Genomic DNA, 23,542 nt, shown 5'->3' with positions numbered 1-23,542 from the left:
GCACGGCATTTCGTCGAACTCGCGGAAATGCGGCCTCGAACCGAGGCTCAGCTGATGCGCAGGGTCTGCCCCGTGATGCGCGCGGCGGCACTGCTCGCCAGGAACAGGGTCGCGTCGGCCACGGCGTCGCCCACGCGTGTCTGGGCGGTGCGCACCAGCGTGCCGCCCGCGACCCGGCTGCCGCCGGACGGGGGCGAGTCCGGGGCGTACTGGCGCGGCAGGACGGACCGCTGGGCATGCAGCACGGAGTTGACCCGCACGCCCAGGCCGGCCCAGTTGTCGCCCGCCCGTGCGGTCGACTCGACGAGCTCGCGCTGCGCGGCCTCGGGCGTCGTCGCGAGCTGGAGCCACGACGTCACCGCCCCGGTGTTGACCACGCACCCACCGCCCAGGGCGGGGCTCTGGCCGAGCTTGAGGCGCAGGCGGGTGGTCAGGAAGGTCGGGCCGAGCAGGCCGGAGCGCGTCGCCTCGGCGACGAAGGCCTGCTCACCGGGCGGCAGGCCGTAGGGGAGGTTGCACGACGCGGCGAGCACGAGGACGTCGATGTGGTTGATCGTGCCGACCAGGTGGTCGATCGACTCCTGGCGCGCCAGGTTGACCGACTCGTAGTCGAAGGCCGAGAGGTCGCTGTCGTAGAGCGAGCGCAGCATCATCGTGCCCGTCACCGTCACGGAGGCACCGCAGGCGGCGAAGGAGGAGGCGATGGTGTGGCCCTCACCGCGAGTGCCACCGATGACCAGGACCTGGTAGCCGGTGAAGTCGTACGACCCCGATGTCGTCATGCCCTGGCGTCCCTCCCGTCGAGCTCCGCGGCATTTTCTACCACGCGGTAGACCTGCGGTGACAGGCGAGGCGGTGCCCAGTTCGGACACACTTCGCGGCGCCCGGTCCCATGCTCACCCGACACCCCTCCCGCCTCACGGCCCGAGGTCGAGCCGCCACGACCGCACGGCGGCGAAGGTCCACAGCTTGTTGAGCACGAACGACGCCGGGGTCACCAGCGCGATCACGACCAGCTGCGACCAGAACAGGCGGTTGCGCAGGCCGGAGGAGTCGTCGAACACCTCGCTCGGCAGGCTGACGGGCGAGTGCGGGTGCATGAGCATGGTGAGGAGCGCGAGGCCGATCACCTGCACGCCGAGGCCCACCGCGAGGAACGGCCAGTACTCGCGCGCCCAGGACGCCGCCCCGCTGCTCCGGAAGGTCCACGTGCGGTTGAGCTGGAAGTTGGTCAGGTTCGCGACGAGGAACGCCGCAGTGGAGTAGACGTGGTACCAGCGCAGGTTGTAGTCGGTGCCGCCGAGCGCGGCGACGGCGTCGTCGAAGTGCGGGCCGAGCCGCTGCAGGAGCACCAGGGTGAGCAGGTTGACCGCCACTCCCGACGCGCCGACGGCGCCGAAGCGCACGAGCAGGGCGACGTTGCGCCGGTGGCGCGGCGACAGCACGGCACCCCGGGATCCCATGGCCGCGAGGCTACCGACCCGGGAGCCGTCCCGTGGCGCGGCTCCCTAGGATTGAGCCATGACGCAGCAGCCCTTCAGCCGCCCAGGTGCCATCGACCTCTCCGGGCTGGGGAAGCCCGCGCCGCACGCGGGAGCCCCGAGCGGCCGGCCCGCTGCCCCGGCGGGCGGCGGGGCCTCCTACAGCGTGACGGTGGACGAGCAGGGCTTCCAGGCCCTGCTGGAGCAGTCGATGACGGCACCGGTGCTCCTGGTGTTCTACTCGCGCACCCGGATGCCGGAGAGCGGGCAGCTCGCCGACGACCTCGCCACGGTGGTGGAGGAGCACGAGGGCCGTTACCTCCTCGGCCTCGTCGACATCGACGCCGCACCCCAGATCGCGCAGGCGATGCAGATCCCGTCGATCCCGCTCGTGGTCGCCGTCGTCGACGGTCGTCCGATGCCGCTGCTGCAGGACCCGCTCCCGATCGACGAGCTGCGCACCGCACTGACCCAGGTCGGCCAGCAGCTCACCGCGCAGGGCGTGACCGGCCGCCACCAGCCGCGCGCGAGCGGGGCGCCCGCTGCCGACGGCGAGGAGGAGGTCGTCGACCCGCGCTACGCACCCGCGCAGGACGCGCTCGCCGCGGGGGACATCGAGGGCGCCGTCGCCGAGTACCAGAAGCTGGTCGACGCCAACCCGGCCGACGTCGAGGCCGCCGGCGGCCTGGCGATCGCCAAGGTCATGCAGCGCACGCAGGGCGTCGACCTCGGCGCGGCCCGCGCGGCCGCCGCCGAGAACCCCGACGACGTGGACGCCCAGACGATGGTCGCCGACCTCGACATGCTCGGCGGGCACGTCGAGGACGCCTTCACCCGCCTGATCAACCTCGTGGCCCGCACGAGCGACAAGGACCGCGAGAAGGCGCGCGACCACCTGCTCGGCCTGTTCGCCGCCGTCGGCAACGACGATCCGCGCGTGCTCGCCGGGCGTCGCGACCTGGCGTCCGCCCTGTTCTGATCAGCGCTTCTCCAGCACCGACCGTCCGGCCTCGAGCCGGGCGACCGGCACCCGGAAGGGCGAGCAGGAGACGTAGTCCAGGCCGACGCGGTCGAAGAAGTGGACCGACAGCGGGTCGCCGCCGTGCTCGCCGCAGACACCGACCTTGAGGTCGGGCTTGGTCTCGCGTCCCTTGGTGGTGCCCATCTCGACCATGCCGCCGACGCCGAGCTGGTCGAGCGACTCGAACGGTGACACGTCGAAGATGCCGTGCTGGAAGTAGGTCGCGAAGAACGAGGACTCGACGTCGTCGCGCGAGAAGCCCCACGCCATCTGGGTGAGGTCGTTGGTGCCGAAGGAGAAGAAGTCGGCGGCCGTGGCGATCCGGTCGGCGAGGAAGGCAGCGCGCGGCAGCTCGATCATCGTGCCGATCGAGATGTCCAGCCTGACGCCGCGCGACTCCTGCACCTGGGCGATCTCGCGCTCGAGCTGCGTCCGGACGATCTGCAGCTCGCGCACGCTCGCGACCAGCGGGACCATGATCTCGGCCTGCGGCCGCCCGTGGACCGCCAGGCGGTCCGCGGCAGCCTCGGCGATCGCCCGCGCCTGCATGCGGAACAGCCCGGGGATCTGGATGCCGAGGCGGACGCCGCGCAGGCCGAGCATCGGGTTCTGCTCGTGGAGCCGGCGTACGTGGGTGAGCAGTGTCGCCGCGCGCTCGTCGACCTGACCGCGCTCCTCGGCGAGGGCTGCCTCGACGCTGAGGTCGGTGAGGTCCGGGAGGAACTCGTGGAGCGGCGGGTCGAGCAGCCGGATCGTCACCGGCAGGCCGTCCATCGCCTCGAGGATCTCGGTGAAGTCCTGCCGCTGGAGCGGCAGCAGCGCGGCCAGCGCCTCGTCCTGGCCGGCCTCGTCCTCGGCGACGATGAGCTTCTCGACGAGCTCGCGCCGCTCGCCGAGGAACATGTGCTCGGTGCGGCACAGGCCGATGCCCTGGGCGCCGAAGCGGCGGGCGCGCGCGGCGTCCTCCGGGGTGTCGGCGTTGGTGCGCACCCGCAGCCGGCGGGCGCCGTCGGCGTGGGCCATGATCCGTGCGACCGCGTGGGCGAGGTCGTCGTCGAGCTTCTCGCCCTCGAAGTGGCGCACCACGACCGAGTCGGCGACCGGGACCGCCCCGGCGAACACCTCGCCGGTGGTGCCGTCGATGGAGATCACGTCGCCCTCGCGGACGGTCTCGCCGTCGCGGACGCGGAACTCCTTGGCCTTGGTGTCCACGTCGAGGGACTCCGCGCCGCACACGCACGTACGGCCCATGCCACGAGCCACGACGGCGGCGTGCGACGTCTTGCCGCCGCGGCTGGTGAGGATGCCGCGTGCGGCGACCATGCCGCGCAGGTCGTCGGGGTTGGTCTCCTTGCGCACGAGGATCACGTCCTCGCCCCGGTCCGCCCACTCCACGGCGGTGTCGGAGTCGAAGACCGCCTTGCCGACGGCCGCGCCGGGGGAGGCGTTCATCCCCGTCGCGAGGAGGGTGCGCTCGGAGGTCGCGTCGAACCGGGGGAACATCAGCTGGGCGAGCTGGTCCCCGGTGACCCGCAGCACCGCCTCGTCCATCTGGATCATGCCCTCGTCGACCATGTGGACCGCGATCCGGAACGCGGCCTCGGGCGTGCGCTTGCCGACGCGGGTCTGGAGCATCCACAGCTTGCCGCGCTCGACGGTGAACTCGATGTCGCACATGTCGCGGTAGTGGCGCTCGAGCCGCGTCATGATCTCCATCAGGTCGTCGTGGGACTTCCGGTCGATCTCGGCCATGTCGGCGAGGGACACCGTGTTGCGGATGCCGGCGACGACGTCCTCGCCCTGGGCGTTCTGGAGGTAGTCGCCGTACTCGCCCTGGGTGCCGCTCGCGGGGTCGCGCGTGAAGGCCACGCCCGAGCCGGAGTCCATGCCGAAGTTGCCGAAGACCATCGCCTGCACGTTGACCGCCGTGCCGAGGTCCTCGGGGATCCGCTCCTGGCGGCGGTAGAGGCGCGCCCGGTCGGTGTTCCAGGAGTCGAAGACCGCCCGGATCGCGAGGTCCATCTGCTCGCGGGGGTCCTGCGGGAAGTCGCGCCCGGTCGCGTCGCGGATGATCGCCTTGAAGGACTCGACGACCCCGCGCAGGTCGTCGGCGTCGAGGTCGAGGTCGTTGTCGGTGCCCTTGGCCCGCTTCGCCTCGTCGAGCGCCTCGGAGAAGAGCTCGGAGTCGACGTGCAGCACGGTCCCGCCGAACATCTGCAGCAGCCGCCGGTAGGAGTCCTGGGCGAACCGGTCTGACTCGCTGCGGGCGGCGAGCCCGCCCACGGACGTGTCGTTGAGGCCGACGTTGAGGACGGTCTCCATCATGCCCGGCATCGAGAACTTCGCGCCCGAGCGCACCGACACCAGGAGCGGGTCGTCGGCGTCGCCGAGCTTCTTGCCCATCGCCTCCTCGAGCGAGGCGAGGTGCTCGGTGACCTCCTCGGCGAGGCCGTCGGGCTCACCGCCCTCGCCCGTCTCCTTCAGGGCCAGGTAGGCCCGGCAGGTCTCGGTCGAGATCGTGAAGCCCGGCGGCACCGGCAGGCCGAGGTTGGTCATCTCGGCGAGGTTGGCCCCCTTGCCGCCCAGGAGGTCCTTCTGGTCCTTGCTGCCCTCTGCGAAGTCGTAGACCCAGGTCATGGAGGCATCCTGCCTCAGCGGCCGGACTCCGTATACGTCCCTTCGCCGGTGACGGCGGCGCGGACCCGGCGCGCGGTGAAGTCGGCGGCGAGCTCGTCGACCTCCTCGAGGGTGCAGAACCGCACGTCGCGGATCTCCCGCTCCTGCATCACGACGTCCGCCAGCGCCGAGTGCGGCAACGTGCCGCCGTCGAAGACCAGGCAGACGGCGTCGTCCCAGCCACCCCACGCGGGCAGCCAGTCGGTGAGCAGCAGGCCGCGCGGCTCGACCGTGAGCCCGAGCTCCTCCTCCACCTCGCGCTGCACCGCCACCTGGGGCGACTCGCCTACCTCGACCACGCCACCGGGCAGGTCCCAGTCGCGCTTGTAGGTCAGCTGGCACAGCAGCACGCGGCCCTCGGGGTCGCGCACCAGCATCTGCGAGATGGCGCGCTTGCGGGGGAGGAAGGAGTTGAGGAGGGAGCGGAAGGACTCGGGGTCGCTCAGCGGGGGGTCGGTGGCCAGGCGCGCGAACACGGCGTACGAGGTGGCGTCCGGGCGGTCGCCCATGCCCGGGCTGACCCGCTGCACGCCCTCGAGCCGCAGGCCCGCGCGGGTCGCGACGCGACGGCTGCGGTCGTTGCGGGGGTCGATGCGGGCCTCGACCCGCTGGAGGCCCCACCCGCCCTGCTCGGGGTCGGCGAAGGCCCAGTCCACGAGGACCCGTACGGCCCGCGCGGCGTGGCCGCGGCCCCGGTGGCCGGCGTACAGGGTCCAGCTCAGCCGGGCGCCCGCGCTGCCGTCGCGGGTCAGCTCGACGCTGCCGACCAGCCGGTCGTCGTGCTCGATGACGAAGGACGCCTGCTCGCCGGCCCGGTAGCGCTCGCGCCAGCGCGTGATCGCCGCCAGGTGCGACTGCTCGGTGACGTCGGCCGGGTCCCACCCGAACCAGAGGGCCATCTCGTCGTCGTGACCGGCCACGGCCTCGGCGACGTCGTCGTCGCGCCACGGCCTCAGGGTGACGGTCCCGTCAGTCAGCGTCGGCTGTTCGGCAGGCACCCGGCCACCCTAGCCAGAGCCCGGTCGGGGCAGCCGACCTCGGTCAGCGCACCACGTCGAAGCGCGCCATCATCCCGTGGTCCTCGTGGTCGAGCATGTGGCAGTGGATCATAAAGGGGCCGGTGTGGTCGGCGAACCGGGCCGCGACGTCGACGTACTCGCCGGGGTCCAGCCGCCAGGTGTCCTCCAGCCCGCGCTCCCACGGCGGCGGCCGCTTGCCGTTGCGCGAGACGGTGCGCCACTGCTGGGCGTGGATGTGCACGTAGTGCGTCATGTCGCTGGTGTTGCGCAGCCGCCAGCGCTCGACGCTGCCCAGCCGGGCGCGGTGGTCGCTGCGGGCCGGGTCGAACGGCTTGCCGTTGATCGCCCAGAACGTGCCGTGACGCTTGTCGCCGCCGAGGTCGAAGGTCCAGGTCTTGGTGACCTTGGCGGGAGCGGTCACCAGGTCGGGGGAAGGGAGCCGGGCCGGGAGCCGCGACCGGTCGCGCGCGTGGTCGCCGACGCGGAACTGCATGACCGCTGCCGTACGCGATCCGGTGCCGCGCTCCTCGGCACCGGGGACGGACTGCAGGACGACGTCCTGCCCGGACGCGCCGGAGAAGTCGACGATCACGTCGGCACGCTGGGCCGGACCGAGGCTGAGCTCGGTCCGGACGACCGGCGTCCGCAGGAAGCCGTTGCCCGTGCCGATCTGGACGAACGGGCGGCCGTCGGAGAGCGAGAGGTTGTACGCCGAGAACGGCGCCGCGTTGACGAGGCGCAGCCGGTAGCGGGTGGCCGTCACCCGGTGGAACGGCGCGTAGCGACCGTTGACGACCACGTGCGAGCCCACGGTGTGGTCGTCCGGGGGGCTGCCGGGGCCGGTGAACGCCATCGTCCCGTGGTGCCCCTGCATGGTCGGCCCCTCGGCGAACGGGTCGGTCAGCTGGTTGCGCCGGGTGAACGAGCGCTCGGAGATCATCAGCGGGAGGTCGCGGCGTCCCCTCGGGAGCCGGAGCCGACGCGAGGTGGCGTCCTCGACGATGAACATGCCCTGGAGCCCGCGCCAGTTGTTGCGGGTGGTCCGGTCCATGCGGTGGTCGTGGTAGAAGAAGAACGACGCAGGCTCCGGATCACCGCCGTAGGTCAGCGGGTAGCGATAGGTACGGGAGCGTCCTCGCCGGATCAGGTGGGTCGTCGGCTGGCCGTCCTCGCTGGAGGCGTGGTGGTCCCCGTGCAGGTGGGTCGTCAACGACCCCGCCTTCCTCGGGAGGCGGTGCACGAAGGTCACCCGGCTCTCGCGACCTGCGCGGCCCACGATGGTCGGGCCCGGATAGCTGCCTCCGTAGGTCCACATGGTCGTACGGGGGCCGCGGGGCAGCATGCGCACCTTCGCCTGGCGCATCAGCAGGCGGACGTCGGCGCCGCGCACCACCCGCGGGACCACCAGCGGCTGCTCGAACTCCACCAGGTCGGCTCCGACCTCGCCCGTCGAGTCCTCCACGACCAGGACGCCGCGCATGAAGGGGTGGAAGCGGCAGTAGTAGTCGTAGCGACCGTTCGCCAGGGCCTCGACCCCGGTCACCGTAGCGGTGGTGCCGGCGGCGACCCGCACGTCGAAGAGGGGCTCGCCGCGCTCGTCGACGGCCGTGGACGTCACCGTGTGGTCGTAGGTGTCGAGGTTGACCACCGTCAGCGTGCCGCCGCCACCGACCGTCACCGTCGCGGGCACGTACGTCGATCCGCGCGCCTCGATCACGAGCGTCGCCGAACGCGGTGCCGCCGCCTGGGCGCCCGTCCGGGCGGAGAGCCCGGTGTCGCCGCCGGTGCCGAGCGCCGGTCCCAGGACTGCGAGCGCGACGGCCGTCACCAGCACCGTGATCGTGCGAGATCTCCCCCTCATCGGAGGGATTATCCGCCGATCTGCATCCCCTGCTACCCACCTTCCGGTGATGTCTGGACCACCCCAGAATTGCCGATGACCGCCCGGTGGACCAGCCGCATCATGGCTGCCTCATCACATCACTCGTCGGGGGTAGCACCGCATGTTCACTCAGTTGCGAACAGGGATGGCCCTGGTCTGCGCCGGAACCATGATCTCCGTGCCGGCACTGGTCACCTCGTCATCGTCCGCGATGACGACCGAGCAGCAGGCCGGTCAGTCGCTCACCATCACCGTGGCCAAGGGGTCACTCAAGCTCCAGGGGGTCAACGGCCTCCGAGCCGGCCGCATCAAGCTCGCCGTGAAGGGCAAGCCCGCTCCTGTGAGCATCGTGTCCTTCGCCAGGGGCTACACCGTGCGGGACATGGCCAAGGACTACGCCGCGTCCAACAAGGGCGACATGAAGGCCCTGAAGCGCGCGATCGCCAACACCACCTGGCACGGCGGCCTGATGACCGGCAGCACCGGCACCATCGTGCTGCCCCGGGCGGGCACGTACACCGCCCTGGTCATGGCCAACAGGATCATGGCGCCCACGACCTTCCGCGTCGGCCCGGTGAAGGCGTCGAAGGCGCCGTCCGTCGACGCCACGATCAAGGCCCGCAAGGGCATGAAGTGGGGCGGCGCGAGCCACCTGCCGACCCGGGGCACCTTGAAGTTCAAGAACGCCGACGACCAGCCCCACTTCGCAGTGCTCCAGCAGGTGCAGGAGGGGACGACGATGGAGCAGGTCATGGAGGGCCTCCAGAGCGAGGAGGAGCCGGCGTGGCTGCTGCCGGCCTGGGCCCAGACCGACACGCTGAGCCCGGGTCGCCAGATGACGATGGACTACGAGCTGCCGGCCGGGCAGTACGTCCTGCTGTGCTTCTTCCCGGACCCGAAGATGAAGGGCATGCCGCACGCGATGATGGGCATGGTCAAGATGATCCACGTCATGTGACGACCTCGCCACGTGGCGGTCCCGGACCCGGAGGACGCCTGCGTCCTCCGGGTCCGCCCTGTCAGTCCTCCCTGCGGAACCAGATCGTCGCGAGCGGGGGAACGACGATGTCGGCGTACGCCGGCTGGCCGTGGTGGTCGCCCTCGGTCGCGGTGATCGAGCCGAGGTTGCCCACGCCGGAGCCGTGGTAGGCCTCCGCGTCGGTGTTCAGCACCTCCGTCCACGTGCCGGCCGACGGGAGCCCGAGCCGGTAGCCCTCGTGCGGGTTGCCGGCGAAGTTCGCGACGCAGACGAGGTCGGGGTGGCCGGGGGAGCGGCGTACGAACGAGAAGGTGTTGCGCCCCGCGTCGTTGGCGTCGAGCCACTGGAAGCCCGCCGGGTCGTTGTCGCGGCCCCACAGCGCGCCGGTGGCCTTGTAGGTGGAGTTCATGTCGCGGACCATGGCGTGGACGCCGGCGTGCTCGGGGTGCTCGAGGAGCCACCAGTCGAGCTCGCGGCTCTCCGCCCACTCGGACTCCTGGCCGAACTCGCAGCCCATGAAGAGCAGCTGCTTGCCGGGGTGGGCCCACATGTAGGCGAGGTAGGCGCGCAGGTTGGCCAGCTGCTGCCAGCGGTCGCCGGGCATCTTGCGCAGCAGGGAGCCCTTGCCGTGGACGACCTCGTCGTGGCTGATCGGCAGGACGTAGTTCTCGGCGAAGGCGTAGACGAGCGAGAAGGTCATCTGCCCGTGGTGGTGGCTGCGGTAGAGCGGGTCCTTGGAGACGTAGTTGAGCGAGTCGTGCATCCAGCCCATGTTCCACTTGAAGCCGAACCCGAGGCCGCCGTCGCTGGTGGGACCGGTGACGCCGGGCCACGCGGTGGACTCCTCGGCGATCGTGACGATGCCGGGGACCCGCTTGTAGACGGTGGCGTTCATCTCCTGGAGGAACTGCACGGCCTCGAGGTTCTCCCGCCCGCCGTGGACGTTGGGCGACCACTCGCCGTGCTCGCGGGCGTAGTCGAGGTAGAGCATCGACGCCACGCCGTCCACGCGCAGGCCGTCGGCGTGGTACTCCTCGAGCCAGTAGACCGCGTTGGCGTAGAGGAAGTTGCGCACCTCGTGGCGGCCGAAGTTGAAGATGTGGGAGCCCCACTCCTTGTGCCAGCCGCGCTGCGGGTTGGGGTCCTCGTAGAGCGGCGTGCCGTCGAACCGGGCGAGTGCCCACTCGTCGGTCGCGAAGTGGCCCGGGACCCAGTCGAGGATCACGCCGACTCCGGCCTGGTGGAGCCGGTCGATGAGGCGCTTGAGCCCGTCGGGGTCGCCGAAGCGCGAGTCGGGCGCGAAGTAGGAGGTGACGTGGTAGCCCCACGAGCCGCCGAACGGGTGCTGCATGACCGGCATGAGCTCGACGTGGGTGAACCCCAGGTCGGAGACGTACGGCACGAGCGCGTCGGCGATCTCGTCCCACGAGTAGAGCTCGCCGGAGTAGTGCTTGCGCCACGACGCGAGGTGCACCTCGTAGGTCGACATGGCCTCGTCCGCCGGCTGCCTGGTGCGTCGCGCCTCGAGCCAGGCGTCGTCGCCCCACTCGTGCTCGGAGCGCCAGACGCGCGAGGCCGAGCTCGGCGGCTTCTCGGCGTACTGGGCGAGCGGGTCGGCGCGGTCGCCCCACTGGCCGTCGGCGCCGCGCAGGCGGTACTTGTACTGGGCGCCGACGCCGACGTCCGCGACGTGCACGTGCCACACGCCGGAGTCGGCCAGCCTGGTCATCGGGTGCGCGGAGCCGTCCCAGCCGGCCCACTCGCCGGCGACCTGGACCTCCATCGCGTTGGGCGCCCAGACGCGGAACGAGGTGCCGTCGTCGCCCACCTGGGCGCCGAGGACCTTCCAGAGCTCCTCGTGACGCCCCTCGTTGATGAGGTGCAGGTCGAGCTCACCGGGGGCATGTGTCGTCTCGGTCATCGCGTCTCTCCCAACGCTGCCAGCGGGATGGACAGCCATCCCGGTCGGTTGCGTGCTTCGTAGACCGCCTCGTAGACGACCTTGTCGGCGAGGTAGGCGTCGAGCAGGACCCGGGCGGTCCGGTCGGCCTCCACCCCGCGCCGGTTGGTGTAGGCGTCGAGGAAGGCGGTGCGGTTGCGCGCCGACCACTCCGCGGCGCGGTAGGCCCGCTGGTCGGACTCCTCGGCGTCGTAGCCGCCGCTGGTGAGCGCGACCACGCGCGGGGCGTAGTCGAAGGACCGCATCATCCCGGCGACGTCGCGCCACGCGGAGTCGGGCTTGAGCCGCTCGGCGAGCGGCTTGGCCGGCTCGCCCTCGAAGTCGACGATCTTCCACCCCTTGGAGGTGCGGAGCGTCTGGCCGAGGTGCAGGTCGCCGTGGACCTGCTGCACGTCGATGTGGTCCAGCTCGCGCAGCGCGGCGTACGTCGCGCGCAGCGAGGCCTCGTGGACCGCGAGGTCGGGCACCACGTCGATCGCGGCGGTGAGCCGCTGCTCCATCGCGGTGGCGAGGTCGTCGACGACGGCGGCGTCGCGCTGCTCGAGCGGGAAGTGCTCGGCGAGGTCGTCGTGCACCTCCGCCAGCGCGACCCCGAGCCGGGCGGCCTCGCCGGCGAAGTCGCCGCCGACCTCGTCGGCGTGGAGGTCGGCCTCGGCGAACAGGTTGCGGACGCTCGCCAGGGCGAGGTCCCAGCCGTCACTGGCGGTGCGGAGGAACTGCTGGAGCATCGCGAGCTGGATGGTCGAGTACGTCCCCTCGGCCTCGTCGTCGACGAGGTCGAGCCAGCCGTAGAGGGCGGCGACGTGGGTCGAGCCGGCCTCGGTGAGCACCTGGTGGATCGCGACGTCGGGGTTCACCCCCGGGGTGACCTTGCGGAACACCTTCATCAACGAGTCCTCCCCGAAGGCCACCGAGGAGTTGGACTGCTCGCCCGAGAACAGCGTCGAGTGTGCCTCGAGGTCGAACTCGTGGCCGGGGAGGCGGTGGAACATGAGCTCGCCAGGGCCTGCGCCGCCCGCGACCGGGTCGGCCGCCGCGAACGCCCTCAGCCACAGCGCCATCGACTCGCGGTCGTGCACGGCGTCGTAGACGTACGCCTGGCCGAGCTCGTCGTCGTGCCACTCGCCGATCAGCGCGTGGCCGATCCGGTCCTGCGGCTGCTGGTAGTAGGCGAGCGGCAGCTGGTAGAGCTCGGTGTCGGCGTCGCCGCCGTAGACCACCTCCGCGAGCTCGATGGTGACGCGCAGGCCGTCCGGGGCGCCCGGCAGCTCGCCCACGCGGCGTACGGACGTGAGCTCCCAGTCACGTCCCTTGCCGCCGAACCAGCGGGCCTCAGCGACATAGCTCCTCAGCTCGTCGTTCACTGCTCCACCCCCATTCCCGTCCCCGCATCCGGATCGGTCAGGCGCAGCCACAGGAAGCCGTACCCTCCCAGCGTCAGCAGGTAGGGCAGCTCGCCGATGGCCGGGAACGGCACCCCGCCGAGCAGCTCGACCGGGACCATGCCCTCCCAGTGGCGCAGGTCGAGCTCCACCGGCTGCGGGAACCTCGACAGGTTGTTGACGCACAGGATCACGTCGCGGCCCTGGTCGGAGCTGTGCTCGCGGACGTAGGACAGCACGCTCGGGTTGGAGCCGCCGAGGTCGGTGAAGTCGCCCAGCCCGAACGCCGGGTGGCGGCGCCGGGCGTGCACGAGGCGGCGGGTCCAGTGCAGCAGCGAGGAGGTGTTCTCCAGCTGCGCCTCGACGTTGACCGACTGGTAGCCGTAGACCGGGTCCTGGATCGCAGGCAGGTGGAGCTTGCCCGGCGTGGCGGAGGAGAAGCCCGCGTTGCGGTCGGGGGTCCACTGCATGGGTGTACGCACGCCGTCGCGGTCGCCGAGCCAGATGTTGTCGCCCATCCCGATCTCGTCGCCGTAGTAGAGGACGGGGGAGCCGGGCAGCGACAGCAGGAGCGCCGTGAACAGCTCCATCCGGTTGACGTCGTTGTCGAGGAGCGGGGCGAGGCGCCGGCGGATGCCGATGTTGGCCTTCATCCGCGGGTCGTGGGCGTACTCGGACCACATGTAGTCGCGGTCCTCGTCGGTGACCATCTCGAGGGTGAGCTCGTCGTGGTTGCGCAGGAAGATGCCCCACTGGCAGCCGTCGGGGATCGACGGCGTCTGCTCGAGGATCTCCGAGATCGGGAAGCGGGACTCGCGTCGCACGGCCATGAAGATGCGCGGCATCACCGGGAAGTGGAACGCCATGTGGCACTCGGTGCCGATCCAGCGACCGTCCTCGGTCTTCTCGGGGCCGAAGTACTCCACGACGTCGGCCGGCCACTGGTTGGCCTCGCAGAGCAGCACGCGACCGGGGTAGTGCTCGTCGACGAAGCGGCGGCACTTCTTGAGGAAGTCGTGCGTCTCCGGGAGGTTCTCGCCGTTGGTGCCCGGCCGCTCGTAGAGGTAGGGCACGGCGTCGAGGCGGAAGCCGTCGAGGCCCATGTCGAGCCAGAACGCCATGGCGTCCAGCATCGCGTCGTGGACCTTGGGGTTGTCGAAGTTGAGGTCGGGCTGGTGGTGGAAGAACCGGTGCCAGAAGTACTGCTGGCGGACCGGGTCCCACGTCCAGTTGGACGGCTCGGTGTCGACGAAGATGACTCGCGCGTCCTGGTAGAGCTCGTCGGTGTCGGACCACACGTAGAAGTCGCCGTAGGGCCCGTCCGGGTCGCTGCGGCTGGCCTGGAACCACGGGTGCGCGTCACTCGTGTGGTTCATGACGAAGTCGATGATCACGCGGATGCCCCGCTGGTGGCAGGCGTCGAGGAACTCGTGGAAGTCCTCGACGGTGCCGCACTCGGGGAGGATGTTGTTGTAGTCGGCGACGTCGTAGCCGCCGTCGCGCAGCGGCGAGGTGAAGAACGGCGGCACCCAGAGGCAGTCGACGCCCAGCCACTCGAGGTAGTCGAGCTTCTCGATGAGTCCCTTGAAGTCGCCGGTCCCGTCCCCGTTGGAGTCGCGGAACGACCGCACCAGGACCTCGTAGAAGACCGCCGTCTTGAACCACTCCGGCTCCGCGTTGAGGACAGCCGTGGCCGCACCTGCGTCCGTCGGCATGTCGGCTGACGTGGGGTGGTCGGTCAACGGGTCCTCCTGACGCTGATGATGTGGGCGGGTTCCCACCCGGGGTCGAGACGTACGTAGTTGTGCGCGCTCCAGCTCCAGTCGGCGCCGGTGATCTCGTCGTGCGCGACGAAGGAGTCGTGCCAGTCGAGGCCGAGCGCCGGCATGTCGAGGTGGACCATGGTCTCCCGGGTGCCGTGGGGGTCGAGGTTGATGACGCTGACGACGACGTCGTCCCCGTGCCTCTTGGAGAAGACCAGCACCTGGTCGTCGTCGCTGTGGTGGATGGTGACGTTGCGCAGCAGCTGCAGCGCCGGGTGGTGGCGGCGGATCTCGTTGAGGCGGGTGAGGTAGGGCGCGAGGGTGGTGCCCTCCGCGTCGTGCTTCTTCCAGTCGCGGATCCGGATCTGGTACTTCTCCGAGTCGAGGTACTCCTCCGAGCCCGGCTTCACCGCCACGTGCTCGAACAGCTCGTAGCCGGCGTACACGCCCCAGCTCGGAGACCCGGTGGCGGCGAGTGCGGCGCGCACCTTGAACGCGGCCGGCCCGCCGTACTGCAGGTAGGCGTGGAGGATGTCGGGGGTGTTGACGAAGAAGTTCGGCCGCATCAGGTGGTCGGACTCGGACGAGACCTCGACGAGGTAGTCCTCGATCTCGCGCTTGCCGGTGCGCCACGTGAAGTAGGTGTAGCTCTGGTGGTAGCCCACGGCACCGAGGCCGTGCATCATCGCCGGCTTGGTGAACGCCTCGGACAGGAAGATCACGTCGGGGTCGGTGCGCCGCACCTCCGCCAGCAGCCACTCCCAGAACGCGAGCGGCTTGGTGTGCGGGTTGTCGACGCGGAAGATCCGCACGCCGTGCGACATCCAGAGCCTCACGATCCGCAGCACCTCGCGGCAGATGCCGGACGGGTCGTTGTCGAAGTTGATCGGGTAGATGTCCTGGTACTTCTTCGGCGGGTTCTCGGCGTACGCGATGGTGCCGTCGGCGCGCGTGGTGAAGAACTGCGGGTGGGTGGTCACCCACGGGTGGTCGGGCGCGGCCTGGAGGGCGAGGTCGAGGGCGACCTCGAGGTCGAGCTCGCGGGCCCGGGCGACGAAGGCGTCGAAGTCGGCGAACGTGCCGAGGTCGGGGTGGATGGCGTCGTGGCCGCCGTCCTTGCTGCCGATCGCCCAGGGCGAGCCGGGGTCGTCGGGGCCGGGGGTGAGGGTGTTGTTGGGGCCCTTGCGGTTGACCTCGCCGATGGGGTGGACCGGCGGGAGGTAGATGACGTCGAAGCCCATCTCGGCGACCCGGTCGAGCCGCTCCATGGCCGTGCGGAACGTGCCGGTGGTGACCTTGCCGGTCTTCTCGTCGCGCGTCGCACCCTCGGAGCGCGGGAAGAACTCGTACCAGCTGCCGAAGAGGGCGCGGGTGCGATCGGCGCGGAACCGGAACGGCCCGGTCACCGTGAGCAGCTCACGCAGCGGGTGGGCGAGCAGCACCTCGTCGAGGTCGGGGTCCTGCAGCGCGGCGAGGCGCGCGCCGACGGGTCGCTCGGTGTCGGACGCGGCGGCGAGCGCACCGGAGACGACGGTCGCCGACGCCTTGTCGAGCCGCTGCGGTCCGGTGCCGGCTGCCACCCGCTCGAGCAGCAGCCGGGCCTCGGTGAACATCAGCTCGACGTCGACCCCGGCCGGGATCTTGATGCCCGCGTCGTGCTGCCAGGTCGCGACCGGGTCGGACCAGGAGTGGATCTCGAAGGTCCACTCGCCGGGGACGTCGGGGGTGACGTGGGCGACGTAGCGGTTCGGGGCGTCGCCGTCGGGACGCATCCGCACCGGGTCGCGGGTGCGCCCCGTCGGGTCGGTGGCCACCACCTCGGCGGCCAGCTGGTCGTGGCCCTCGCGGAACACCGCCGCGCGCACGGGCATCGGTTCGCCCACGGTGGCCTTGGCCGACTGGCGACCCAGGTCGACCACGGGAGAGACATCCATCACGGGTATCCGTCCAACCATGACCCCACACTTGCGAAGGTCGGGGTCGCGACGCAAGCCGGGCGGGTCCCGGTCTCACCCCTTTGACACGGGACGGTCCGATCGGCGGCGGGCCACGTCGTGCCGCGACGACGGCGCGACGCACCGAGAGGTTGGCGATGGGTCGGCCCGATCACTTGGATCGTTCCAAGAAATGCCCTAGCGTGCAGGATCGTGCGAGCGTTCCGACGATTCACCGTCCGTCCTGTCCTGCCCGAGCCCCTGGGGGCGCTGTCGGTCCTGGCCGGCAACCTCCGCTGGTCGTGGCATCCTCCGACGCAAGACGTGTTCTCCTCGATCGACCCCGGGCTGTGGCGCCAGGTCAAGTGCGACCCGGTGCGCCTCCTCGGTGCGGTGGGCCGTGAGCGCCTCGAGGAGCTGGCCGGCGACCACGAGTTCCGGGCGCGCCTCGACGCGGCCCACGCCGACCTCCAGCGCTACCTCACCGGGGACCGCTGGTACGCCCGGAAGGCCGGCGCGGACGCGCCCCGCTCCATCGCGTACTTCTCCCCGGAGTACGGCATCAGCTCGGTGCTGCCCCAGTACTCCGGCGGTCTCGGCATCCTCGCCGGCGACCACCTCAAGGCGTCCTCCGACCTCGGCATCCCGCTGATCGGCGTCGGGCTGTTCTACCGCCACGGCTACTTCAAGCAGGCCCTGGACCGCGACGGCTGGCAGCAGGAGAGCTACCCGGTCCTCGACCCCGACGAGCTGCCGCTCACCCAGCTGCGCGAGGCGGACGGCAGCCGGGCGACCGTCTCGATCGCGCTGCCCGACGGGCCCGACCTCGTGGCCCGGATCCTCGTGGCCCAGGTCGGCCGCGTGCCGCTGCTGCTGCTCGACACCGACATCGAGGACAACAGCTCCCACTACCGCGACGTGACCGACCGCCTCTACGGCGGCAACTCCGAGCACCGGCTCCGCCAGGAGCTGCTCCTCGGCGTCGGCGGCGTACGCGCCCTGCGGGTGTGGTCACGCATCACCGGGGCCCCGGCCCCGGAGGTCTTCCACACCAACGAGGGGCACGCCGGCTTCCTCGGCATCGAGCGGATCCGCGAGCTGACCGTCGGCGAGGACGGTCCGCACCTCGACTTCGACACCGCGCTCGAGGTCTCCCGCGCCGGGACCGTCTTCACGACCCACACGCCCGTGCCGGCCGGCATCGACCGCTTCCCGCGCGAGCTGGTCTCCCAGTACTTCGGCGGCAACAGCCCCACCCCGGGCGTCCCCGTGGAGCGCGTGCTCGCGCTGGGCGCGGAGGACTACGACGGCGGCGACGCCGGCGTCTTCAACATGGCGGTCATGGGCTTCCGGCTCGCCCAGCGCGCCAACGGCGTGTCCCAGCTGCACGGCCACGTGTCACGCGGCATGTTCAACGGCCTCTGGCCCGCCTTCGACGAGGCCGAGGTCCCGATCACCTCGATCACCAACGGCGTGCACGGCCCGACCTGGATCGCCCGCGAGGTCATCGAGCTCGCCGCGAGCCGTGGTGCCGACATCGACGGTGACGACACCGACGCGCTCTGGCCGATGGTCGACCAGATCGGCGACCGCGAGATCTGGGACCTCAAGCGCACGCTGCGCACCCGCTTCGTCGACGACGCTCGCGACCGGATGCGCCGCTCGGCGGCCAAGCGCGGCTTCGCCCCGGCGGAGACCACGTGGATCGACACCGCCCTCGACCCCGACGTGCTGACCATCGGCTTCGCGCGGCGCGTGCCGACGTACAAGCGCCTCACCCTGATGCTGCGCGACCCCGCCCGGCTCAGGAAGCTCCTGCTCGACCCCGAGCGTCCGATCCAGCTGGTCATCGCCGGCAAGGCGCACCCGGCCGACGAGACCGGCAAGCGGCTCATCCAGGAGATGGTGCGCTTCGCCGACGACCCGGAGATCCGGCACCGCATCGCGTTCCTGCCCAACTACGACATCGCGATGGCGCAGCCGCTCTACCCCGGCTGCGACGTGTGGCTCAACAACCCGCTGCGCCCCTACGAGGCGTGCGGCACGTCCGGCATGAAGGCCGCGCTCAACGGCGGCCTCAACCTGTCGATCCTCGACGGCTGGTGGGACGAGTGGTACGACGGCAACAACGGCTGGGCGATCCCGTCGGCCGACGGCATCGACGACCCCGACCGTCGTGACGACCTCGAGGCGCACGCGCTCTACGACCTCCTCGAGACCGAGGTCGTCCCGCGGTTCTACGAGACCAACGACGAGGGTGTGCCGCCGCGCTGGCTGGAGATGGTGCGCCACACCCTGAAGTCGCTCGGCCCCAAGGTGCTGGCGACCCGTCAGGTGCGCGACTACGTCCGCGAGCTCTACGCCCCCGCGGCGCACACCGCGCGGTCGCTCAACTCCGACTACGCCGGTGCCCACGAGCTGTCCGCCTGGAAGCAGTCGGTCCGCGCGGCCTGGCACGGCGTCCGGGTCGAGCACGTCGACTCCGAGGGCGTCGGCGACCAGGCCGAGGTCGGCGCCACCCTCGCCGTACGCGCCTGGGTCGCGCTCGGGTCGCTGTCGCCGTCGGACGTCGAGATCCAGGTGGTGCACGGCAAGATCGGCTCGGACGACGAGCTGACCGCCACCTCCGTCACGCCGATGGCGGTGGGGGAGTCCTACGACGGCAACCGGCACCGCTTCGACGCGACCGTCCTGCTCGACCACTCCGGTGCCTTCGGCTACACCGTGCGCGCGCTGCCCAAGAACGACGCGCTCGCATCGGTGGCCGAGCTGGGGCTGGTGGCCGAGCCCGCCTGAGGTCGGCCCTCAGGTCGGCGTAGACACGCGGACCGAAGTGCCGCCGGTTCGCCCACCTGAGCGTGGGCGGCCCGGCGGCCTCGAGGTTCAGTCCGCGCGTCTACGCGTCCGACGCCGTCAGTCGTCTCGCGTCGCGGCGTGCTGCTCGAAGTTGCGGACGTCGTCGGGCTCGGGCGTACGCCCGGTGTCGACGCCCGCGACGGTGTCCTCGAGGCGTACGCCGTCGGGCAGGGTGGTGAAGCGCGAGTCGGCGCGGTCCTCAGGGGCTCCCATGTCGCGAGGGTAGCGCCCGGAGGATCAGACGAGGGTCAGCCACAGCCCGACCGCGGTCGGGACCGCCCCGAGCAGGAGCCAGGGCGACAGGATCGACTTGCCGTGGATCGCACGTCCGGCTGCGACGGCGATCGCGCCGAAGACACCGGCGATGACGTGGAGCCCGAGCCGCGACGACATCGGACCGTCGAGCATCACGCCCGCCACCACCAGGCCCACGACGAGGTGAAGGATCGTGGTCACGGCCAGCGTCGACATCACCCAGCGCTGCACCCGCGCGAGGTCGCGCGCGTCCTTCTCGGGGTCCTTGATCACCTGACGGGGCGCGTCGAGGTCGAGGAGGTGGCTGCGGCCCTTCTCCGTACGTCGCGCGGGAACGCTGCTGGCCATGGGGACATCCTCGCAGACGGGCCGACGACCCAGCCCCCTTGACCACCGCTGGACCCGGGTCGAGGGTGGGAGGACAGCGCGGTCAGCAAGGAGGTCCGCCATGCCGGACGACCAGTACGCCAGCGTCCGCTACCTCGTCGACGACGTCGACGCCGCGGTCGCGTTCTACACCGACGTCCTCGGGTTCACGCTGCTCAGCCGCCCGGCGCCGCCGTTCGCCGACGTCGTACGGGGACCTCTGCGCCTGCTGCTCTCGGGACCGCAGACCTCCGGGGCGCGTGCGACGCCGGACGAGCTGGCCGGACCGGGGCGCAACCGGATCCACCTGGTGGTGGGCGACCTCGACGCCGAGCTCGCGCGTCTGCGGGAGGCGGGGGTGGAGCCGCTCGGCGACGTCGTCGCCGGACCGGGCGGGCGCCAGTTCCTCGTCGCCGACCCGGCGGGCAACCCCGTCGAGGTGTTCGAGCCGGCCTCCTGAGTCCTGGCTCAGGTCTGGCGCAGGACGAGCACCGACCGGGCCTGGAGGTCCAGCGTCCCGCCGGCGACGACCGGCGTGCCGACCGCGAGCTCGGCGTTCGTCGAGAGCACGACCTCGCCGTGGTGGACCCACTGGTTGGCGGGCAGCACCAGCTCCACGTCGTCCGCACCGGAGTTGAGCCAGATCATGAACGACTGGTCGCGGACCTGCTCGCCGCGCGGCCCGGGGGAGCGCAGCGGAGCCCCGTTGAGGAACATGCCGATCGTGCGGATGGCGTCGTCGTTCCAGTCCTCGACGGTCATCTCGCGGCCGCTGGGGTGCACCCACACCAGGTCCTTGATCCCGCCCTTGATGGTGGGACGGCCCTCGAACCAGTGCCGCTGCCGCAGCACGGGGTGCTCGCGGCGCAGGCGCAGGGCCGTCTTGGTGATCTCGTAGACGTCGAGCCACGCGTCGTCGGGGCGCCAGTCGATCCACGAGGTCTCGTTGTCCTGGCCGTAGGCGTTGTTGTTGCCGCCCTGCGTACGGCCGCGCTCGTCGCCGGCCGTCAGCATCGGCACGCCGCTGGAGAAGCACAGCGTGGCCATCAGGTTGGCGGCCTGGCGGCGTCGCAGCGCGATGATCTCCGGGTCGTCGGTCTCGCCCTCGACGCCGCAGTTCCAGGACCGGTTGTTGTCGGTGCCGTCGCGGTTGTCCTCGCCGTTGGCCTCGTTGTGCTTCTCGTTGTAGGACACCAGGTCGCGCACGGTGAACCCGTCGTGGGCGGTGATGAAGTTGACCGACGCGTAGGGCGAGCGGCCGTCGTCGGCGTACAGGTCGCTCGAGCCGGCCAACCGGGTCGCGACGGTGCGCACGCCGCCGGAGTGGCCGCGCCAGAAGTCGCGGACGGTGTCGCGGAACTGGTCGTTCCACTCGATCCAGGGCGGCGGGAACTGGCCCACCCGGTAGCCGTCCATCGAGGCGTCCCACGGCTCGGCGATGAGCTTCACGTGGCGCAGCACGGGGTCCTGCCCGATCGCGGTGAGCAGGTGCGAGCCCATGTCGACGACCTGGTTCGTCCGGGTGATCGCGCTCATCAGGTCGAAGCGGAAGCCGTCGACGTGCATCTCGCTGACCCAGTAGCGCAGCGAGTCGAGGATCATCCGCAGGCTCTGGGTGTGGGTGGAGTCGACGGTGTTCCCGCAACCGGTGACGTCCCAGTAGCGCACCGGTCCGGGCTCGTCGCCCGCCTCGGGCGCCGGGGCAGCCACGCGCTGGTAGTAGCCGCGGTCGTCGAGCCCGCGGAAGCTCAGCGTCGGCCCGAGCGGGCCCGCCTCGGCGGTGTGGTTGTAGACGACGTCGAGGATCACCTCGAGGCCGGCGGCGTGGAAGTCCTTGACCATCTGCTTGAACTCGGTCACCTGCTGCCCGCGGTCGCCGGAGGCGGCGTAGGCGTTGTGCGGGGCGAAGAAGCACAGCGAGTTGTAGCCCCAGTAGTTGACCAGGCCCCGCTCGGCGAGCGCCGGCTCGGAGAAGAACTGGTGCACCGGCAGCAGCTCGACCGCCGTCACGCCGAGGTCCTTGAGGTAGTCGGTCACCGCGGGCGTCGCGAGCCCGGCGTACGTGCCCCGCAGGTCCTCCGGCACCCGGTCGTGCAGCATCGTCATGCCCTTGACGTGCATCTCGTAGATGACCGTGTCGCGCCACCGGCGGCGCGGCGAGGTGTCCGGCCCCCACTGGAAGTCGTCGTAGACCACGACGCTGCGCGGCACGTACGGCGCGGAGTCGAGGTCGCTGATCGTCTCGGGGTCGTCCTTGGTGTAGCCGAAGATCGCGTCGTCGACGACGAGGTCGCCCGAGACCGCCTTGCCGTAGGGGTCGAGCAGCAGCTTCGCCGGGTTGAACCGCAGGCCCGCCTCCGGGTCCCACGGACCGTCGGCCCGGTAGCCGTAGCGGGTGCCGGGGGCGACGCCCGGAAGGGCGCCGTGCCACACGCCGAGCGAGTGCTCGGTGAGCCGGTGGCGGACCTCGGTGCCGTCGTCCTCGAAGAGGCACACCCACATCGCGGAGGCGGCGGGAGCGTAGACGGCGAAGTTGGTCGACTCGGAGGACCACGTGGCGCCCAGGGGGTAGTTGCGTCCCGGCCAGACGGTCATCGTCTCGCCGTCGTGGTTCCAGACCGTCGTCGTCTCGGGGGGCGGTGTCACGCGAGCCATTGTGGTGGCATCGTCCACGCACGGCACAATGCGGCTCGCACCCGCGACCGCACCACGATGAGGAGCCACCATGGAGTTCGTCTCGATCGACGTGACCGACGGCGTCGCCGTCCTGCGGCTGGACCGCCCGAAGATGAACGCGATCAGCGTGCAGGTCCAGGCCGACCTGCGCGAGGCGGCCGCCGAGCTCACCGAGCGCGACGACGTCCGCGCCGTGGTCCTGTGGGGCGGCGAGCGGGTCTTCGCGGCCGGCAACGACGTCAAGGAGATGGCGGACCTGAGCTACTCCGACATGGTGAAGGTCTCCGCGTCGGTCAGCTCCGCCACCACCGCGGTCGCGCGCATCCCGAAGCCGGTGGTCGCCGCCGTCAACGGGTACGCCCTGGGCGGCGGCTGCGAGCTCGCCCTGGCCGCCGACCTGCGCTTCGCCGCCGAGGACGCCGTCCTCGGCCAGCCCGAGGTGCTCCTCGGCATCATCCCCGGGGCCGGCGGCACCCAGCGCCTCGCGCGCCTGGTCGGCGCCTCCCGGGCGAAGGACATCATCTTCACCGGCCGCTTCGTCAAGGCCGACGAGGCCCTGCGCATCGGCCTGGTGGACCGGGTCGTCCCGGCCGACAAGGTCCTGGAGGAGTCCGTGGCGTGGGCCGCGCAGTTCAGCGGGGCCGCCGCCCTCGCGGTCCGGGCCGCCAAGGAGTGCATCGACCGGGGCAGCGAGGTCGACCTCGACACGGGCTTGGAGATCGAGCGGCAGCAGTTCGCCGGTGTCTTCGCGACGGAGGACCGTACCCGCGGCATCACCTCGTTCGTTGAGAACGGACCGGGCAAGGCGACCTTCGTGGGTCGATGAGCGACACCACGGGACGAGCGCCGACACAACGAGCCTGACACGACGAGCCTGACACGACAGAGGGAGACGACGACTGTGGCAACGAAGATCCGGGCGAGGCTGGCGCAGCTGATCTGGCTGGTGTGCGCGCTCTGCGCGCTGGTGCTGGCGGTCGGCGCGCTGCTGATCGCCCTGGACGCCAACACGTCCAACGCGCTGGTCGACTTCGTCCTGCGGGCCGCCGACTACGTCGACGTCGGGGTCTTCTCCCGCCAGGACGGCATCAAGCAGTTCCGCGGTGACGGGGCCCAGGTCAAGAACGCGCTGTTCAACTGGGGCCTCGGGGCCATCGCGTGGCTCGTCGTGGGCCGGGTCCTGGACCGCATCGTCAAGCCCTGACCGGACGCCGACCGTGACCTGACCGTGACAGTGTCACTGTGAGCGACCACACCCGGATCGCCATTCCGATCGGCGATGACCGGCTAGT

Annotated in this window: 18 protein-coding genes; 6 read left to right on the top strand and 12 right to left on the bottom strand. The window is 71.1% G+C overall.

What is annotated here, in order from left to right:
• Nucleotides 1-47: 47 nt before the first annotated feature.
• Together IEZ24_RS10260 and IEZ24_RS10255 are read right to left on the bottom strand one after the other, a co-directional pair.
• Nucleotides 48-782 (bottom strand): SDR family oxidoreductase, encoded by a 735-nt coding sequence (locus tag IEZ24_RS10260; protein WP_129453561.1) that lies wholly within the window; start codon nucleotides 780-782, stop codon nucleotides 48-50.
• Between the two features lie 135 nt (nucleotides 783-917).
• Nucleotides 918-1,463, bottom strand: a complete 546-nt coding sequence (locus IEZ24_RS10255) for a GtrA family protein (protein WP_129453560.1) — start codon at nucleotides 1,461-1,463, stop codon at nucleotides 918-920.
• A gap of 58 nt (nucleotides 1,464-1,521) precedes the next feature.
• Here IEZ24_RS10255 and IEZ24_RS10250 point away from each other — a divergent pair, with 58 nt between their 5' ends.
• Entirely contained in the window at nucleotides 1,522-2,460 is a 939-nt protein-coding gene (locus IEZ24_RS10250) for a co-chaperone YbbN (RefSeq protein ID WP_129453559.1), read from the top strand.
• On the opposite strand, the gene ppdK is transcribed toward IEZ24_RS10250, so the two are convergent.
• From ppdK to IEZ24_RS10235, 3 genes are read right to left on the bottom strand one after another with little or no spacing between them, the layout of a single operon-like run.
• Nucleotides 2,461-5,139, bottom strand: coding sequence for a pyruvate, phosphate dikinase (ppdK, locus tag IEZ24_RS10245; RefSeq protein ID WP_129453558.1), 2,679 nt, complete (start codon nucleotides 5,137-5,139; stop codon nucleotides 2,461-2,463).
• A gap of 14 nt (nucleotides 5,140-5,153) precedes the next feature.
• On the bottom strand, nucleotides 5,154-6,176 hold the full coding sequence (locus tag IEZ24_RS10240; protein ID WP_129453557.1) for an NUDIX hydrolase: 1,023 nt from the start codon (nucleotides 6,174-6,176) through the stop codon (nucleotides 5,154-5,156).
• A 43-nt stretch (nucleotides 6,177-6,219) separates the two neighbouring features.
• Nucleotides 6,220-8,058: a multicopper oxidase domain-containing protein gene (locus IEZ24_RS10235; RefSeq protein WP_129453556.1), complete on the bottom strand. Its 1,839-nt coding sequence runs from the start codon at nucleotides 8,056-8,058 to the stop codon at nucleotides 6,220-6,222.
• A 199-nt stretch (nucleotides 8,059-8,257) separates the two neighbouring features.
• Between IEZ24_RS10235 and IEZ24_RS10230 the strand changes: the two genes are divergently transcribed.
• Nucleotides 8,258-9,037, top strand: a complete 780-nt coding sequence (locus IEZ24_RS10230; protein ID WP_129453555.1) for a cupredoxin domain-containing protein — start codon at nucleotides 8,258-8,260, stop codon at nucleotides 9,035-9,037.
• Between the two features lie 61 nt (nucleotides 9,038-9,098).
• On the opposite strand, the gene glgB is transcribed toward IEZ24_RS10230, so the two are convergent.
• The 4 genes from glgB to IEZ24_RS10210 are packed head-to-tail and all read right to left on the bottom strand — an operon-like array spanning nucleotide 9,099 to nucleotide 16,118.
• Nucleotides 9,099-10,979 carry a 1,4-alpha-glucan branching protein GlgB gene (gene glgB / locus IEZ24_RS10225; protein ID WP_224745145.1) on the bottom strand — a complete coding sequence of 627 codons (1,881 nt, stop codon included), beginning with the start codon at nucleotides 10,977-10,979 and terminating at the stop codon, nucleotides 9,099-9,101.
• Nucleotides 10,976-12,382 carry a maltokinase N-terminal cap-like domain-containing protein gene (locus IEZ24_RS10220; protein WP_129453553.1) on the bottom strand — a complete coding sequence of 469 codons (1,407 nt, stop codon included), beginning with the start codon at nucleotides 12,380-12,382 and terminating at the stop codon, nucleotides 10,976-10,978. The genes glgB and IEZ24_RS10220 overlap by 4 nt, the downstream gene beginning before the upstream one ends.
• Complete coding sequence (treS, locus tag IEZ24_RS10215) at nucleotides 12,379-14,115, bottom strand: maltose alpha-D-glucosyltransferase (protein ID WP_129453679.1); 1,737 nt, start codon at nucleotides 14,113-14,115, stop codon at nucleotides 12,379-12,381. Before treS ends, IEZ24_RS10220 begins: the two co-directional genes overlap by 4 nt.
• A gap of 23 nt (nucleotides 14,116-14,138) precedes the next feature.
• Complete coding sequence (locus IEZ24_RS10210) at nucleotides 14,139-16,118, bottom strand: alpha-1,4-glucan--maltose-1-phosphate maltosyltransferase (RefSeq protein ID WP_129453552.1); 1,980 nt, start codon at nucleotides 16,116-16,118, stop codon at nucleotides 14,139-14,141.
• Nucleotides 16,119-16,310: 192 nt separating this feature from the next.
• Here IEZ24_RS10210 and glgP point away from each other — a divergent pair, with 192 nt between their 5' ends.
• Nucleotides 16,311-18,893, top strand: a complete 2,583-nt coding sequence (gene glgP / locus IEZ24_RS10205) for an alpha-glucan family phosphorylase (RefSeq protein ID WP_129453551.1) — start codon at nucleotides 16,311-16,313, stop codon at nucleotides 18,891-18,893.
• Nucleotides 18,894-19,010: 117 nt separating this feature from the next.
• Here glgP and IEZ24_RS10200 read toward each other — a convergent pair whose 3' ends face one another.
• Together IEZ24_RS10200 and IEZ24_RS10195 are read right to left on the bottom strand one after the other, a co-directional pair.
• A complete protein-coding gene (locus tag IEZ24_RS10200) occupies nucleotides 19,011-19,166 on the bottom strand; it encodes a hypothetical protein (protein ID WP_165355966.1) in 156 nt (51 codons plus the stop codon).
• 24 nt (nucleotides 19,167-19,190) lie between these two features.
• The gene (locus IEZ24_RS10195; RefSeq protein ID WP_129453550.1) at nucleotides 19,191-19,556 is read right to left on the bottom strand and encodes a hypothetical protein; all 366 of its coding nucleotides are present in this window, start codon (nucleotides 19,554-19,556) and stop codon (nucleotides 19,191-19,193) included.
• Between the two features lie 100 nt (nucleotides 19,557-19,656).
• Here IEZ24_RS10195 and IEZ24_RS10190 point away from each other — a divergent pair, with 100 nt between their 5' ends.
• Entirely contained in the window at nucleotides 19,657-20,034 is a 378-nt protein-coding gene (locus IEZ24_RS10190) for a VOC family protein (RefSeq protein WP_129453549.1), read from the top strand.
• An 8-nt stretch (nucleotides 20,035-20,042) separates the two neighbouring features.
• On the opposite strand, the gene glgX is transcribed toward IEZ24_RS10190, so the two are convergent.
• Nucleotides 20,043-22,220, bottom strand: a complete 2,178-nt coding sequence (gene glgX / locus IEZ24_RS10185; protein ID WP_242498379.1) for a glycogen debranching protein GlgX — start codon at nucleotides 22,218-22,220, stop codon at nucleotides 20,043-20,045.
• A gap of 79 nt (nucleotides 22,221-22,299) precedes the next feature.
• Between glgX and IEZ24_RS10180 the strand changes: the two genes are divergently transcribed.
• Nucleotides 22,300-23,076, top strand: a complete 777-nt coding sequence (locus IEZ24_RS10180; RefSeq protein ID WP_129453547.1) for an enoyl-CoA hydratase/isomerase family protein — start codon at nucleotides 22,300-22,302, stop codon at nucleotides 23,074-23,076.
• Between the two features lie 75 nt (nucleotides 23,077-23,151).
• Entirely contained in the window at nucleotides 23,152-23,454 is a 303-nt protein-coding gene (locus IEZ24_RS10175) for a hypothetical protein (protein ID WP_242498378.1), read from the top strand.
• Nucleotides 23,455-23,542 lie beyond the last annotated feature (88 nt).

This window comes from Nocardioides ganghwensis (assembly GCF_014779655.1).
Classification (GTDB): domain Bacteria; phylum Actinomycetota; class Actinomycetes; order Propionibacteriales; family Nocardioidaceae; genus Nocardioides; species Nocardioides ganghwensis.
This window is presented reverse-complemented; position numbering and strand designations above follow the sequence as displayed.

Bases quoted from the DNA above. Each gene is read 5' to 3' on its own strand.
- IEZ24_RS10255 (WP_129453560.1), bottom strand. From the start codon at position 1,463: ATGGGATCCCGGGGTGCCGTGCTGTCGCCGCGCCACCGGCGCAACGTC.
- IEZ24_RS10195 (WP_129453550.1), bottom strand. From the start codon at position 19,556: ATGGCCAGCAGCGTTCCCGCGCGACGTACGGAGAAGGGCCGCAGCCAC.
- IEZ24_RS10260 (WP_129453561.1), bottom strand. From the start codon at position 782: ATGACGACATCGGGGTCGTACGACTTCACCGGCTACCAGGTCCTGGTC.
- IEZ24_RS10180 (WP_129453547.1), top strand. From the start codon at position 22,300: ATGGAGTTCGTCTCGATCGACGTGACCGACGGCGTCGCCGTCCTGCGG.
- ppdK (WP_129453558.1), bottom strand. From the start codon at position 5,139: ATGACCTGGGTCTACGACTTCGCAGAGGGCAGCAAGGACCAGAAGGAC.
- IEZ24_RS10235 (WP_129453556.1), bottom strand. From the start codon at position 8,058: ATGAGGGGGAGATCTCGCACGATCACGGTGCTGGTGACGGCCGTCGCG.
- IEZ24_RS10210 (WP_129453552.1), bottom strand. From the start codon at position 16,118: ATGGTTGGACGGATACCCGTGATGGATGTCTCTCCCGTGGTCGACCTG.
- IEZ24_RS10200 (WP_165355966.1), bottom strand. From the start codon at position 19,166: ATGGGAGCCCCTGAGGACCGCGCCGACTCGCGCTTCACCACCCTGCCC.
- IEZ24_RS10250 (WP_129453559.1), top strand. From the start codon at position 1,522: ATGACGCAGCAGCCCTTCAGCCGCCCAGGTGCCATCGACCTCTCCGGG.
- treS (WP_129453679.1), bottom strand. From the start codon at position 14,115: ATGCCGACGGACGCAGGTGCGGCCACGGCTGTCCTCAACGCGGAGCCG.
- IEZ24_RS10190 (WP_129453549.1), top strand. From the start codon at position 19,657: ATGCCGGACGACCAGTACGCCAGCGTCCGCTACCTCGTCGACGACGTC.
- glgB (WP_224745145.1), bottom strand. From the start codon at position 10,979: ATGACCGAGACGACACATGCCCCCGGTGAGCTCGACCTGCACCTCATC.